General features: G+C 65.3%; 13 protein-coding genes, 1 tRNA gene and 1 pseudogene. 7 read left to right on the plus strand and 8 right to left on the minus strand.

Features of this window, described 5'->3' with window-relative positions; translation table 11 throughout:
* Nucleotides 1–78 precede the first annotated feature (78 nt).
* The 3 genes and pseudogenes from ACH5N8_RS09575 to ACH5N8_RS09585 form a co-directional block, all read left to right on the plus strand.
* Nucleotides 79–501 (plus strand): annotated as a pseudogene (locus tag ACH5N8_RS09575) (integrase core domain-containing protein); the annotation flags it as partial.
* A gap of 36 nt (nt 502–537) precedes the next feature.
* The gene (locus ACH5N8_RS09580; RefSeq protein WP_483281153.1) at nt 538–771 is read left to right on the plus strand and encodes a thermonuclease family protein; all 234 of its coding nucleotides are present in this window, start codon (nt 538–540) and stop codon (nt 769–771) included.
* Nucleotides 772–1,223: 452 nt separating this feature from the next.
* The gene (locus ACH5N8_RS09585; protein WP_483281154.1) at nt 1,224–1,346 is read left to right on the plus strand and encodes a hypothetical protein; all 123 of its coding nucleotides are present in this window, start codon (nt 1,224–1,226) and stop codon (nt 1,344–1,346) included.
* Nucleotides 1,347–1,355: 9 nt separating this feature from the next.
* On the opposite strand, the gene ACH5N8_RS09590 is transcribed toward ACH5N8_RS09585, so the two are convergent.
* Entirely contained in the window at nt 1,356–1,838 is a 483-nt protein-coding gene (locus ACH5N8_RS09590; protein ID WP_483281155.1) for an SHOCT domain-containing protein, read from the minus strand.
* Between the two features lie 1,267 nt (nt 1,839–3,105).
* Nucleotides 3,106–3,182: transfer RNA gene (locus ACH5N8_RS09595), tRNA-Met, on the minus strand.
* Nucleotides 3,183–3,326: 144 nt separating this feature from the next.
* Between ACH5N8_RS09595 and ACH5N8_RS09600 the strand changes: the two genes are divergently transcribed.
* The 4 genes from ACH5N8_RS09600 (at nt 3,327) to ACH5N8_RS09615 (ending at nt 7,587) form a co-directional block, all read left to right on the plus strand.
* The gene (locus ACH5N8_RS09600; protein WP_483281156.1) at nt 3,327–3,911 is read left to right on the plus strand and encodes a lipocalin family protein; all 585 of its coding nucleotides are present in this window, start codon (nt 3,327–3,329) and stop codon (nt 3,909–3,911) included.
* 271 nt (nt 3,912–4,182) lie between these two features.
* Nucleotides 4,183–5,370, plus strand: coding sequence for an aminotransferase class V-fold PLP-dependent enzyme (locus tag ACH5N8_RS09605; RefSeq protein WP_460028413.1), 1,188 nt, complete (start codon nt 4,183–4,185; stop codon nt 5,368–5,370).
* A gap of 290 nt (nt 5,371–5,660) precedes the next feature.
* A complete protein-coding gene (locus ACH5N8_RS09610; RefSeq protein WP_483281157.1) occupies nt 5,661–6,632 on the plus strand; it encodes a 2-hydroxyacid dehydrogenase in 972 nt (323 codons plus the stop codon).
* A 13-nt stretch (nt 6,633–6,645) separates the two neighbouring features.
* Nucleotides 6,646–7,587, plus strand: coding sequence for a hypothetical protein (locus ACH5N8_RS09615; RefSeq protein WP_460028415.1), 942 nt, complete (start codon nt 6,646–6,648; stop codon nt 7,585–7,587).
* On the opposite strand, the gene ACH5N8_RS09620 is transcribed toward ACH5N8_RS09615, so the two are convergent.
* The 6 genes from ACH5N8_RS09620 to nirJ all read right to left on the minus strand — a co-directional run bounded on the left by ACH5N8_RS09620 (nt 7,584) and on the right by nirJ (nt 14,435).
* Nucleotides 7,584–8,372 carry an ABC transporter permease gene (locus ACH5N8_RS09620; protein WP_460028416.1) on the minus strand — a complete coding sequence of 263 codons (789 nt, stop codon included), beginning with the start codon at nt 8,370–8,372 and terminating at the stop codon, nt 7,584–7,586. The two genes, ACH5N8_RS09615 and ACH5N8_RS09620, sit on opposite strands and share 4 nt — an antisense overlap.
* A 28-nt stretch (nt 8,373–8,400) precedes the next feature.
* Nucleotides 8,401–9,084 carry a thermonuclease family protein gene (locus ACH5N8_RS09625; protein WP_483281158.1) on the minus strand — a complete coding sequence of 228 codons (684 nt, stop codon included), beginning with the start codon at nt 9,082–9,084 and terminating at the stop codon, nt 8,401–8,403.
* Entirely contained in the window at nt 9,081–10,031 is a 951-nt protein-coding gene (locus ACH5N8_RS09630) for a general secretion pathway protein GspB (protein WP_483281159.1), read from the minus strand. Before ACH5N8_RS09630 ends, ACH5N8_RS09625 begins: the two co-directional genes overlap by 4 nt.
* A gap of 10 nt (nt 10,032–10,041) precedes the next feature.
* Complete coding sequence (locus ACH5N8_RS09635) at nt 10,042–11,712, minus strand: ExeA family protein (protein WP_460028419.1); 1,671 nt, start codon at nt 11,710–11,712, stop codon at nt 10,042–10,044.
* 91 nt (nt 11,713–11,803) lie between these two features.
* Nucleotides 11,804–13,225 carry a siroheme synthase CysG gene (gene cysG / locus ACH5N8_RS09640; RefSeq protein WP_483281160.1) on the minus strand — a complete coding sequence of 474 codons (1,422 nt, stop codon included), beginning with the start codon at nt 13,223–13,225 and terminating at the stop codon, nt 11,804–11,806.
* 4 nt (nt 13,226–13,229) lie between these two features.
* Nucleotides 13,230–14,435 (minus strand): heme d1 biosynthesis radical SAM protein NirJ, encoded by a 1,206-nt coding sequence (nirJ, locus tag ACH5N8_RS09645; protein ID WP_483281161.1) that lies wholly within the window; start codon nt 14,433–14,435, stop codon nt 13,230–13,232.
* Nucleotides 14,436–14,454 lie beyond the last annotated feature (19 nt).

Raw genomic sequence — 14,454 nt, forward strand, 5'->3', positions numbered from 1 at the left:
GCATTGAACGACCTGGGGTGGAAAGTTTTCAACGCTCTTTTCCCCAGGACCCTGGAAAGTTTTTCACGCCGTTTTGCATTCCTGAAAGCCTTGATTCAGGCCGCACCCTTCCGTATCCAGAAATGCCTGACCGACAATGGCTCCGAATTCACCGATCGCTGTCTGCGCCGCGAACAGGGCCCCTCAGGGGAGCACACCTTTGATCGCGCCTGCGCCGAACAGGACATCGAGCATCGCCTGATACCGCCACGCCACCCGCAAACCAACGGCAGGGTCGAGCGCTTCAATGGCAGGATTGCCGAGGTACTGCAAACCCACCATTTCGAATCCACAGAGGACCTCGAAGCCACATTGCATCGATACACGCACCTTTACAACCACCACATCCCGCAAAAAGCCTTGAACCATCGATCACCGGTGCAGAGCCTGAAAGAATGGCAGTCTTCACACCCTCATCTCTTTCGAAAAAAGGTTTATCACCTCACGGGACTCGACAGTTAGTTTAAGGCCTTTCTTCACCGCCTGATAGTCAGGAAGTTGTGGATCAACGGGAAGGATGCCAACCTTGAGCAGGTCAGGCGCGGCATGGCGTGGGTCTACACCAAGTACGCCAGCGAGCCGGAATACTTCGCCGCCGAGCGCTTAGCCAAAGGCTGCAGAACGGGTCTGTGGTCTCAGCCGAACGCCATCTCGCCATGGGTGTTCCGACACCCGGAGCGGGCACAGGCGACCACTCCAGAGGCCCGCGTGGCGGCGGAGGGATCAGCCTAGGGCCGGTGTGGCACCAAGCGATTCTACAAGCAGATGACGACGTGTGACGAGGCCCGGTACTTCCTGAGCGTCTGTGGGGTGAAGCAACTCGACGGCGATGGTGATGGGCCAGGGCTGTTCAATGCTCTCAGAATTGGGGATATTAACCCGGCCACTTTTTATCGAACGTCTGCAACCCATGGAAGCCTTGTCTGGCGCAGCAACTGACCCCGTGGTCGTACGTTTTATTGTGGCCGGAGTAATAGTTTGGCGCGATAGATGGGGTTTGCGCACAGCGCCGTGGTCAACCTCGACAACTAGCACGAGGATGGCCAGACGGGCATCGACCTCCTGGATGACAGCCAAAATTCGAGAAACGGGCACGACCAGCTCGGGGGGCCAGAACCTCAACGCTCAAACCGAGCGGGACCAGGAGCTCTTTCCGCAGAACCTGACCCGGGCGGACCGGACGCATGCTGTTCTTGGTCGCGGCGGCCTCAGTGGTTGTCGACGATCTCAACGCGCCCCGCCTACAAATTACCATCGTCGAGCAGGATGATGGGCAGGGCGAAAGAAGAGTTGAGCATGTGCCCTGACTGGCGTGACTATGGCACCCCGAGTACCTTGCGCTTTTCTGAGTCGAACTCTGCCTCTGTCAGTGCGCCGGTATCCAGTAGGTGCTTCAGCTTTTCCAGCTCGCCATATTTGTCCGGTGGCGCTCCAGCTGCTTTCGGTTGGGCTTTGGTGTCGCAGGTAAAAATCAACTCCATGCGGGGGAAATTGCCGAGGATATAGGGCGGATCGGATTGTTCCGACTCCAGCTCATGGAGGGTTTTTGCTTTGTCGTCGCAAAACTTGCGTGCCCGTTCTTCAAGCCCCTCGCGCACGGTTCCAATCGAGACAAAGCCAGTCGCTGCCCGGTCGTAGATTCGATAGATATCCGGGCTCCCCTTCTGGGGCTTGATCCGGCTGGCGGGGTCATCACTGAATGCCGATTCCGACTCGCTGATCTTCTTGATCGGGGACGAGACCGCACAGCCTGCCAGCAATACCACCGAGATCGCACCGCAGATAGCAAGCAGGTTCATTCGTTTCATATCTCCCTCGCTTTGTCGTCAGGTTGTCAGCTACTGGCCTTTGTAGGGCCAGCTATTCCCAGCATCGTCTTGACCCCTTCGGTGTCCACATACGGGGCGTGGAGTACGTCGCGGGCCGCTTTGTCAGTTCCTGCCAGTCGCGCAAGAGGGGGTCCTCCACCTGGAGACTCGGCGCAGGCATCAGGTAGGTTCCGCAAACCATCCGCCGAGGCGGATGGCGCTTCTCATGGATCTTGTTGGCAATCGCCAGCACGGCCAGCACAGGCAAGAAGACAGCCGCGAGCAGCTGAATCGGTACCGCAGCCCACCATTTCAGGTCGTTGTTCTCCATGTAGTCGAGTGTAGGAGCAAAACCTGGTCTTGCCTAGAGGTGTCGATGGGCTTCTGGTCGGGCACGGGTGGCAACCAGCATCGCGCCGTCACTCGCCGGCCCGGGCCAAGAATCCGACAAAGCGATCAGGTATTGGCTGCGTAATTGAAGTATCTCGCGGGTTTCTTTCGGGTATTAACCTGCGTAACCGGGGTATGTGGGTCTGGTTTCTCTTGGGAATATAGGGGGATTATGGCTGCGTAACAGGGGTATACGGGTTTGATTTCTCCTGGGAATATAGGGGGTTATGGCTGCGTAATTGACTTGGGGATGTAAGTTGTTTTCTCCTGGGAATATATTGGGTTATGGCTGCGTAATTGACTTCAAGAAAAAGGGGTTTAGGTGAGCGTCATGGGTGGGGGTGGGGGGTCGTCGACAGCGCGTGGTCCACGGGGGGTGGGGGGTATTGACGCGTTTTGAATCTCTCCGGAAAAGCGCGACGACGCGCGGTCGCATGTTGCCCGGCGCTGGGTTCAAGACATCCGCGTTACCGCATGGCAGGACCAGGACTGACATCACCAGGGCCAAGGATGGCCCATCGTGAGAGTGGCGGCGCCAACATCAAATTCGACTGCAACAGCAACAGCATCGACATCAGCGGCCACCTCGTCTGCCCCATCGACTATTACCGTCAAGTGCCCGCCTCTGGCGGGCGTGACCGGGGCGCCCTTGTGGCGCCTTTTTTGTTCTGGTGCTGATCATGGCGACCAGCTCAAAGCGCGGCGCAACAAGCCGCGCAGAGAACTAACGCCCGAGACGCCTAGGCAGCAGAATCGATGCCCAGCGGTGCGGGTGGCATCGTCCAAGTGAGTACATATGGAGTACACGGACGAATTTTCGGACATGAAAAAGGCCCAACATTGTGGGCCTAAGTCATTGATTATTAAGTGGTAGCAACGCCCGGACTTGAACCGGGGACACCCGCATTATGAATGCGGTGCTCTAACCAACTGAGCTACGTTGCCAGAAAGAAACGGAATGATAAAAAGGCCAACCCGGACTGTCAACCTTCCACAGGGTCGGGTTGGGCGAAGCGGGACGCAGGACTGGCAGCGTGAGGGTCGGTTAAGCTACCGTCCCTTCTACCGCCACCTTGCCGGGAGTTCCCTATGCGTCACCTGTCCTGCCGACCCCAATCCCGACGGCCAATCTGGCCCGGCCTCCGCCTTGGCCTGTGCTGGCTGCTGGTCGCAACGCTGACAGCCGGGTGCGCATACGGTCCGCCCGCAGGCGTCACGGCGGTTTCCTCCTTCGATGCCCAGCGCTATACCGGCAAATGGTACGAAATCGCGCGACTGGATCACGGTTTCGAGCGGGGCCTGACCGACATCAATGCGACCTACCGGCTGCTGCCGGATGGCAGCCTGGAAGTCACCAACCGGGGCTACGATCCCAAGGCAAAAACCTGGCAGCAGGCCGTGGGGCATGCCAGGTTCCTCGGCGACCCGCGCAAGGGCTCGCTCAAGGTCAGCTTCTTCGGGCCCTTTTACGGCGGTTATCACGTCGTCGCCCTGGACCAGAAGGGCTATGACTGGGCGCTGGTCATGGGGCCGGACCGCGACTACTTCTGGATTCTGGCGCGTGACAAGCAACTGCCGGAGCCGCTCAGGCAGGACCTGCTGGAGAATGCCCGTCGCCTTGGCATCGATACCGGGCTACTGATCTGGCCCAGCCAGACGCGCGACGACAGCTGAAATCCGACCAGCCGGAACCGGCCAGGCAAACACCCATTGCCGGAGAACCCTTGTCCTTGAAGCGAAAACCGGCCCTATGGCATCATGCCGGTTCCTTTCGGCGTGGCGAAAATGGCCGTGCCGAACCCCCGCAGGGGTGGCCGCGAAACACAAGTCCCTGCCACCCGAACCATGAGCCCGGGCTTTCCGCGCCTTGCCGGGAGCCGATCGGCACACGCACGGTTCCACCTGCTGCCCAACTTTCCATCCACCGACTGAATCCAGGACACCCATGGCTGGCCGCAATCATCTTTACATCCCAGGTCCCACCAATATCCCCGATGCCGTTCTCAGCGCGATGCATGTGCCCTCCGAGGACCATCGTTCGCCCAACTTCCCCAAGCTGGTCAAGCCACTGCTGGAAGACCTCAAGAAAGTTTTCAGGACCGAGAAAGGCCAGTGCTTCGTCTTTCCCGCCACCGGTACCGCCGGCTGGGAAATCGCCATCACCAACACCCTGTCGCCCGGCGACAAGGTCCTGGCCTACCGCTTCGGCCAGTTCACCCACCTGTGGATCGACCTCGCCAAGCGGCTGCAGATGGACGTCGAATTCCACGAAGTCCCCTGGGGCGAGGGCGTGCCGCTGGATCACCTGGAAGCGCGACTGAAGGAAGACAAGAATCACGAGATCAAGGCGCTGCTGATCTGCCACAACGAGACCGCCACCGGCGTCACCAGCGACCTGCCCGGCGTGCGCAAGGCGCTAGACAGCACCAATCACCCGGCGCTGTTCTTCGTCGACGGCGTCAGCGCCATCGGCTCGCTGGAATACCGCCACGACGACTGGGGCATCGACGTCGGCCTGGCCGGTACCCAGAAAGGCTTCATGCTGCCCGCCGGCCTCGCCCTGCTGGCCTTCAGCCAGAAGGCCCTGGCCGCCCGCGAACATGCCAAATGCCCGCGCGCCTTCCTCGACATCCACGACCACATGGTCCACAACCCCGGCGGCTACTTTCCCTACACCCCGGCTGTACCCATGCTCTACGGCCTGAAGAAGGCGGTCGAACTGCTGCTGGAAGAAGGCATGGACAACGTCTACGCCCGCCACGCCCGTCTAGCCGAAGGCGTGCGCCGTGCGGTCGGCGCCTGGGGCCTCAGGATGTGCGCCAGGGACCCGAAGTGGTACTCCAACAGCGTCACCGCCATCGTCGTGCCGGAAGGCTTCGACGCCCGCGACGTCATGCACTACGCCTACCACCGCTACAACCTGTCGCTGGGCGCCGGCCTGTCGGAAGTGCTTGGCAAGGTCTTCCGCATCGGCCACCTCGGCGACCTCAACGAACTGATGCTCGCCAGCGCCATCGTTGGTTCGGAAATGGCCATGCTCGATGCCGGCATCCAGGTCACCCCCGGCAGCGGCATCGCCGCCGCGTCCGAATACTGGCGGCAGACCGCCGCGCCGCTGGCGGCCAGGGCATAACCGCAGTTGATAGATCATGTCCCGCGAAAATGCGGCTTCTAACGGCGTTCGCGACGCCGCGTGAACGCCTTTTACGGGACGGTCATTGACTTCTTCGGCGCCCCAGCCGTCCCCGTCCCCCGTTCAGCAACAACAAGGTCGCTGAACGGGGCGCGCTTGGATAACGCCACGGGCTTTCGGGACACCTCGCCGTTTGCCGTCGGACGGTGTTGGCACACCACCGACCGGCAAACCGCCTGACCCTGGCCCTTCCGGGTGGATATAGAAGAAAAACTTCCCGGCGATCACTCATGAACCCACCCAAAATACTTGTCACCCGTCGCTGGCCGGAGCCCTGCGAGGATCGCCTGCGCGGGCAGTTCGACGTCACCCTGAATCTCGACAACCACCCGCTGACGCTGGCGGAACTCCAGGCCGCCCTGCGCGATTACGACGCGGTGCTGCCAACGGTGTCCGACAAGTTGCCGGCCGAGGTATTTGCCACGGCGCCGCTGCGCTGCCGCATCCTCGGCAATTTCGGCGTCGGCTTCAACCACATCGACATCGAGGCTGCCCGGGCGGGCGGCATCGTCGTCACCAATACGCCGGACGTCCTGACCGAGAGCACGGCCGACATCGCCATGATGCTGATGCTGATGGCCGCGCGCCGAGCCAGCGAGGGCGAGCGCCTGCTGCGCGCCGGGCAATGGACCGGCTGGCACCCGACCCAGTTGCTCGGGACGCAGGTGACCGGCAAGACGCTGGGATTGATCGGCTTCGGCCGCATCGCCCAGGCCATGGCGAGCAAGGCCCATTTCGGTTTCGGCATGCCGATCGTCCTGTATACACCACGGCCGGTGGCACCCGAACTGCTGGGGCGGTTTCAGGCCCGGCAGCTGGATTCCGTCGAGGCGGTCCTGCGGGAGGCCGATGTCGTGGCCCTGCATTGCCCCGGCAGCGCGGCCAATTACCACCTGATCGACGCCGAGCACCTGGCGCTGATGAAACCGACCGCCATCCTGGTCAACACCGCCCGCGGCGATGTGATCGACAATCAAGCGTTGATCCTCGCGCTGCGCGAGCGCCGGATCGCCGCCGCCGGGCTGGACGTCTACGAGGGCGAGCCGAACCTGGATCCCGGCTTCCTCGAACTCGACAACGCCGTGCTGCTGCCACACCTCGGCAGCGCCACCACGGAGACCCGCATCGCCATGGGCATGAAGGTGATCGACAACCTCGAAGCCTACTTCCGCGGCGAATTGCCACCCAACCGGGTGGCCTGAGCCGGCGACGCCAGTGCCACCAGCGGGCCAGCCCTGGGCCGAGGACGGATTGCCGCCAGGCGAGTTCGCGTGCCAGTGGCAGCGCATCCAGGCAGCCTTCCTGGCGCTGATGCAGGAGCAGCGGCTCCCCCTGGAGGAAGCCCCGGCGCTGGCTGCCGCCTATCTGCCGCTGGCCGCCTGGGTTGCCAGGCGTCCGGCGGATGCCGGCAGACCCACCGTGCTTGGCGTCAACGGCGCCCAGGGTTCCGGCAAATCCACCCTGTGCCGGTTTCTGGAACGCTTGCTGGGCGAACTGCATGGCCTGCGGGTTGCGTGTCTCTCGATCGACGACGTCTACCGGACGCGGGCCGAACGCGAAGACCTGGCCCGGGAAGTCCATCCCCTGTTCCTGACCCGCGGCGTACCCGGTACCCATGACGTCCCGCTGGCACTGGACACCCTGGCGCGCCTCCGGTCGGCGACGATGACCAGCCGAACCGCCCTGCCCCGTTTCGACAAGGCCCGGGACGATCGCGCGCCGCCCGAGGAATGGCCGGTTTTCGTGGGCAGACCCGACCTGATCCTCTTCGAAGGCTGGTGCGTCGGCAGCTCACCCGAGCCGGATGCCGCCCTGCGCGAGCCCATCAATCGCCTGGAGCGCGAGGAAGACCCGGAAGGCATCTGGCGCCGCCGCGTCAACGAGGAACTCGCCACCACCTACGCCCCGCTTTTCGCGCAGCTGGATGCCCTGATCTTTCTCAAGGTACCGGACATGGACAGCGTCTTCGCCTGGCGCAGCCTGCAGGAGCGGAAGCTGGCCGAGGCGGCGCGCGGCGGCCACCGGATCATGGACGACGACGCCATACGCCGCTTCATCATGCACTACGAGCGGCTTACCCGCCGCAATCTCGCCGAGCTGCCGGGCCGCGCCGAACTGACCTTGACGCTGGACCGGCAGCGCCCGGGGGTGGTCTAGGTCTTCAGCCCGGTACCGCGCCAGAGCAGCCAGAGCGCCCAGACCGCCAGCCCGACCACGCCCAGCAACACCACGCCCAGCGCCGGCAGGACGGGAATGTCGGAGATGCCGAGGAAGCCGTAGCGGAATGCATTGACCATGTAGAGGATGGGGTTGCCAAGCGATACCTTCTGCCAGAAATCCGGCAGCAGATTGATGGAATAGAACACCCCGCCCAGATACACCAGCGGCGTCAGGACGAAGTTGGGCACGATGGAAATGTCGTCGAAGCTGTTGGCATAAACGGCGTTGATGAACCCCGCCAGCGCGAACAGCGTCGCCGTCAGCAGGAATACGGCCAGGATCACCCAGGGATGGAGGAAGCTCAGGCCGCTGGCGAACAGCATGCCGATCGCCGTGACCAGCAGCCCCACCACCAGGCCCCGCACCACCCCGCCGCCGACATAGCCCGCCAGTATCACCGTATTCGGTACCGGCGCGCTGATCAGCTCCTCGATGTTGCGCTGGAACTTGCTCGAATAGAACGAGGAAACCACATTGCTGTAGGCATTGGTGATCACCGACATCAGCGCGACGCCGGGGACGATGTAATCCATGTAGGAGATGCCGTCCATCGGCCCGATACGGCGACCGATCAGGGTACCGAAGATCAGGAAGTAGAGGGAGGTGGTCACCGCCGCCGGCAGCACCGTCTGCGGCCAGATGCGCATGAAACGGTAGATCTCCTTGCCGAGAATGGTACGCAGTGCAACCAGATATTGGGGTTGAAACAGCCGTTCGCTCATGACGGGGTCGCATGAAGGGTGCAGGGAATCAGGGCTGGCACAGGGCCTCGCAGGGCACGCCATCGCCGTCGCCATCCAGGGCGCGCACACCGCAGCGGCGCAGGTAATAACGTGCCTCGCTGCAGCTGTCCATGTCTTCGCAGCGATGCTTGTCGCCGCAGCTGCCGGCCTGGCGGGGGCGGTCGGCCATCCGGGGACGGGCCGGGGACGCCGGCCTGTCGCCCGCATGCCGGTAGGCCCAGGGCGGCTCCGGCCGGCTCTGCGACCACAGGCCGGTCCGCCGCCGACGCGCCTCGGCCTCCAGCCGGCCCAGGTCAGGGTCCTGGTTGTAGAGCACATAATGCCAGGCCAGTCCCTGCCGCAACTGTTCGGCGTTGGCCTCCAGCCCGCCGCAGCGGACATTGGCCAGGGTGCGGCCGTACTTGTCCTCGCCCACCGGGTCCACCCGGGCCTGACGGCCATAGCAGAGATCCGACAACCCTTGGCGGGACTGGCGCCCATAGGGCTGGCCCAACTCCGGCGCATCGATGGCCTGTAAGCGCAGCTTGACCGCCCACCCCTGGCGCAGCACCGAGAGCGTATCGCCATCGTGGATGGCCACCACGCGACCGGTCCAACCCGCCGCCGCCGGGTCTCCTGAACAGCTGGCCAGCAGCAGTCCGACCGTCCAGAGGGTGGCCCGCCCAAGCCTGCGCCAGCGCCAGCGCTTCAAAAGCGGGGTACCAGGAACTTCTGGCCGTCCAGCTCCAGCAGCAGATTCTCGGCCTGAATGGCCAGCAGGAGGATACCGCCGGGCAGGCGGTCGCCGGTGCGGTACTTCTTCATGTCGATGATCACGAAACGCTCCGCCGGATTTTTCGAGTAGGCGAACATGGTGATCCTGAAGGGCGGAATGCGTGCCTGTAATTCCGGCGGCAGCTCGCGATAGTCGGGCGTACCCGGCTGGACGCCGGGTCGCGCCCGGGGTGCCTCGACGTCGGCGGCAACATCGCGGGCATCGGCCAGATTCTCACCCTCCCGCTCCAGCTCGCGGTCGATTTCCTCGAAACCCTCGTCAAGCGCCCGGCTGCGCGGCAGCCGCGGCGGCGCCAGCGCAGGCTCGGCGATGGCCGACATACGGCTTCCACGAAGATTCTGCCGGGGCGGTGGGGCGGCGGCCGGCGCCGGGGATGGCGCCACGGCAACCGGCGGGCTGAAGGGCGTACCCGTCGGTGCCTGGGGTGCCGGGCTTGGTGCCGGTGGCGCGACCGCGGTGGCCGGCGCGAGCGTCGGCGCAGCGGCGGCCGTCGTGGATGGCGCGGCCGGATCGCTGGTCGCCGGCAGAGTGGCAGCCGCGGTCGATACCGGCTGACCCGGGTTGACGATGGGTGGATTCAGGTTCCGGTCGGCGCTTGCCGCCGGCGTCTCGACCCCGGTCGTTACCGGCGCGGACACGGGTCCGCCGGCCGTTGCCGCCGGCTTCGGCTGTTCCTCGGCGCCACGCTGGACCCACCAGAGCGCCAACCCGCCGAGGTTCAGCGACAGCAGCAGGCCGATCAGGAGATAAAGCCAGCGGGACTGGCGGACCGGTGTCTCGGTCACCACGCTGGGCAATCCCGGCACCTGGCCGGCCCGGCGTTCGCGTTCGGATTTGCGTAAGGCATCCAGAATGTAGGACATGTCGGCGTCTCTATCTGGGCGTCGGCGACACCAGCAGTGGCACGGCCGGATCCTGCCGGGCCGTCTGCAGGTTCAGCAGGGTCTGCATGCCCAGGAGGCCATCCGCGCGCAGTCCCCGGGATTTCTGGAACTCGACGACGCGCGGCTTGAGCGCATCATCGTAGACGTTGTCCGGCCCCGGAGCGGCCGTGGCCCCCAGCTGCCGGCGCACCCAGGACACGATCGGCGCTGTCTCGCCCGGTTTCACGAGATTGGCGATCGCCGTGCCGGGTTTCCACACCACCCATGCGTTGCCGGTCCACAACGGCAGGATGTCGCCAACCTGGAAGCTGCCGGTGGTACTGCCGCTGGTCAGTTTCAGGGTATCGCCAGCCATCGCCAGCAACGCTACATAGCGCCGCCCGCCCCCGGGCAGCTGGAATTCCAGCACCATCGGCAGATTCAGCTGGCGGAGCTGCAACCAGGCGAACTGCACCGGCTGGCACTGATGGCCACTGGCCTTGCCGGCCTCGCAGGGATCGCCGGTGGCCGCATCCGGTGCCACCGACCAGGCCGAGAACACGCTGTCGTAGGCCGGCTTGCGGCCACGTTCGATGGCGGCGATCCAGCCGGCGAATCCGTCCGCCGATTCTGGCCTGCCGGCCGGCTGGCTGTCCTGCGAAGCATTGCCGTCATCGACCGCCGGGGTTCTGGCCGGTTCTGCGGCAACCTGATCCGCCGGGGCGCTGGCCGGCGGCTCCGGCCCCGCGGCCGGTAGCGATGCCGGTTTGCCGGCAAACGGGCCGGGAATGGCGCCGACATACAGGGCCAGGCCGAGGCTCAGGCCCAGGAGGGCCAGAAGGCCCGCCAGCCGTGCCCGGGAACGGGGCATCCTGGCCGGCATCAGCTCGCGGGCGGCACGCCTGGCGACCGCCGCGGTCACCCTGAGCCGGCCGAGCGTGTAGGCACCCAGCAGGGCACGATCGGCCATCAGGTTGACGAGCCGCGGGATCCCCCGCGCGCGCCGGTGGATCACCCGCACCGCGGCCTGGGTGAAGCAGCGTTCGGAGCCACCGGCGACGGTCATGCGGTGGCGGATATAGTCGCGGGTCTCGACAAGGGACAGCGGGTTCAGGTGATAGCGGGCGGTGATCCGCTGCGCCAGCTGGCGCAGGTTGGGCCGCTCCAGCACCTGGTTCAGCTCCGGCTGGCCGACCAGGATGATCTGCAACAGCTTGGTCTGGTTGGTTTCCAGGTTGGTCAGCAGGCGCACCTGTTCGAGCACGTCGAAACGCAGGTTCTGGGCCTCGTCGATGAGCACGATCACCCGCCGGCCACGGGCATGCGCGTCCAGCAGATACTGGTTGAGGGCGTCGATCAGCTGCTTGAGGCTGGCGCGCGGTCCCGGGTAGGGGATGTTCAGCTCGTCGCAGATGCCGGCCAGCAGCTCGCGGGAGTTCAGGCGCGGATTGAAGATGAGCGCGATGTCGACATCCTCGGGCAGCTGGTCCAGCAAGGCCCGGCACAGCGTGGTCTTGCCGGTGCCGACCTCGCCGGTCAGGACGACGAAGCCGCCGCCCACGCCGATCCCGTACAGCAGGTGCGCCAAGGCCTCCCGGTGCTGGGCGCTGAGATAGAGATAGCGGGGGTTGGGCGCGATCGAGAACGGCAGTTCGGTCAGGCGAAAATGCTGGGTGTACATGCTCCGCGAAGGCAGATGCTGGCTTGCGCAAACCGCCATTTTATAGGCAAAGCCCTTGCCGTGGCGGCCACGGCAGGCCGGCAACCCGTTATTAGTCCGGCTGTGCCGGCGGCTCCGCCTGACCGTGGTACCAGGCTAGCTGCCGATGCAGGGCAACCACCGAGCCGATGATGATGAGGGCGGGCGAGACGATGCCGGCAGCGGTCGCCCGCTCGTAGAGATCGACGAGGGTGCCGGTCACCACGCGCTGGCGGACGGTGGTGCCCTGCTCGATGATGGCGGCCAGGGTGTCAGCAGGACAGCCGTGCCGGATCAGTTGGTCGCGGATTTCCGGAAAGGCCTGCAGCCCCATGTAGACGACCAGTGTCTGCTGCGGGTTCACCAGCCGCGCCCAGTCGACCGAGCTGCCCTGCCCTTCGCGGGAATGGCCGGTGACGAAGGCCACCGACTGGGCATGATCGCGATGGGTCAGCGGAATGCCGGCATAGGCGGCGCAGCCGGTGGCGGCGGTTACGCCCGGCACGATCTGGAAGGGAATGCCCTGCTCCAGCAGGGTCTCGATTTCCTCCCCGCCGCGGCCGAAGATGAACGGATCGCCGCCCTTGAGGCGCACCACGCGCTTGCCCTCGCGCGCCAGCCGCACCAACAGGCGGTTGATTTCCTCCTGGGGCAGGGTGTGCCGACTGCTGGCCTTGCCGGCATTGATCCGTTCGGCATCGGTGCGGATCAGGCCCATGACCTCGGCCGAGACCAGGCGGTCATAGACCACCACATCGGCCTCCTGCAACAACCGCAGGGCGCGCAGGGTCAAGAGATCGGGATCGCCGGGCCCCGCGCCGACCAGCGAGACGAAACCCCGGCCGCCGGATGCCGGCCCCGCCGTTTCGGCGGCGAGCAGACCCTCGAAGCAGCGTTCGGCCGCCGCATCCTGGCCATTGAACATCAGCTCGGCCGGTCCCCCCTGCAGAGCCGCCTCCCAAAAGCGCCGGCGTCGGCTGGCGTCGGGCAGCGCCACCTTGACGCGCTGGCGGAACCGCTCGGCCAGCAGTGCCAGCCGGCCATAGGCCGCCGGCAGGGCCATTTCCAGCCGCGCCCGCACCAGCCGCGCCAGCACCGGCGAGGCACCGCCGGTGGAAACGGCGATGACCACCGGCGAACGGTCGACGATGGCCGGGAAGATGAAGCCGCACAGGTCGGGACAATCGACGACGTTGACGGGCACGTTGCGGGCCTGCGCGGCGGCGGCCACGGCCTCGTTGACCTCGCGCCGGTCGGTGGCGGAGATGACCAGCGCCTGGCCGTCGAGATCGGACGGCTCGAAGCGCCTGGCGAGATGCTCGATGCGGCCGGCCAGCAGAAGCCTGTGGACGTCCTCGCCCAGCGCCGGGGCCACCACGCGCACCCGGGCCCCGGCCCGCAGGAGGGCATTGACCTTGCGCGCCGCGATCTCGCCGCCGCCGACGACCAGGCACGGCTGACCGGCCAGCCGGAGAAAGATCGGCAGGTACTGCATCGGATCAGGCCGTGGCGGGTTCGGCGGCGGGTAACGCCGGGGTCACCGGTGCGGGATGCAGGCCGATTTCCTCGTCGCTCAGGTAACAGCCCGGGTCCTCGGCCCAGGGATTGCCGGTGACCTGATGCGCACGCACCCGGGTATTACCGTTGCAGAGATCGAGATGCACGCAGGCGGCGCAGCGTCCCTCCACCGGTCGCGGACGCTGCTTAAGCCCCGCCATCAGCGGGTCGGACACATCGCGCCAGATGTCGGAGAAAGGCCGCTCGCGCACGTTGCCCAGGCCGTAATGCCACCAGAAGGTGTCGGGGTGCACATTGCCAAGGTTGTCGATGTTGGCGATGTTGATGCCGGAAGCATTGCCGCCCCACTGGCGCAACCGGGCCCGGATGACGGCCTCGTACGCCGGGAAATGGCGGCGAACCCAGTGCAGCAGGTAGGCCCCGTCGGCGTCGTTGTTGCCGGTGACGAACTCGGCCGGCCGGCCTTCGCGCAGTCGCCGCAGACAGGTTTCGAACAGGGTGTCCATCACCCTGCGGGTCATGGCATGCACCGCGTCGTCCTTGCGGTTGCGGTTGCCGCGGCCGCCATAGTTCAGGTGCGAAAGGTAGAACTTGTCCACGCCCTCGGCCTCCATCAGGCCCAGCATGGGCTCAAAGTCGCCGATATTGTCCTGGGTCAGGGTGAAGCGCAGCCCGACCTTGATGCCCCGCTCGCGGCACAGGCGGACGCCGCGCAACGAGGCGTCGAACGAGCCCTCGCCGCGGCGGAAACGGTCATGCGTCTCGCGCATGCCGTCCAGGCTGACGCCGACATAGTCGTAGCCGATGTCGGCAATGGCATCGATATTGCCGGCGTCGATGAGGGTGCCGTTGCTGGACAGGCCGACATAGAAACCCATGTCCTTGGCCCTTCGGGAAATGTCGAAGATGTCGCGCCGCAACAGCGGTTCACCGCCCGACAGGATCAGTACCGGCACGCCGAAGGCCTTGAGATCGTCCATCACGGCGAAGACCTCGGCGGTACTCAGTTCGCCGGGAAAATCGACGTCGGCGGAGGTCGTGTAGCAGTGCTTGCAGGCCAGGTTGCAGCGGCGGATGAGATTCCAGATAACCACCGGACCCGGCAGCCGGCGCGGGCCATCGGTGGCGGGGACGGGTTCGGCGGGCGGCTTGAGCAGTTCCGCGATGAACTGACTGACACGAAACATGATGTGCTGCTGGATGAGA

This window comes from Methyloparacoccus sp. NF-16 (genome assembly GCF_056880625.1).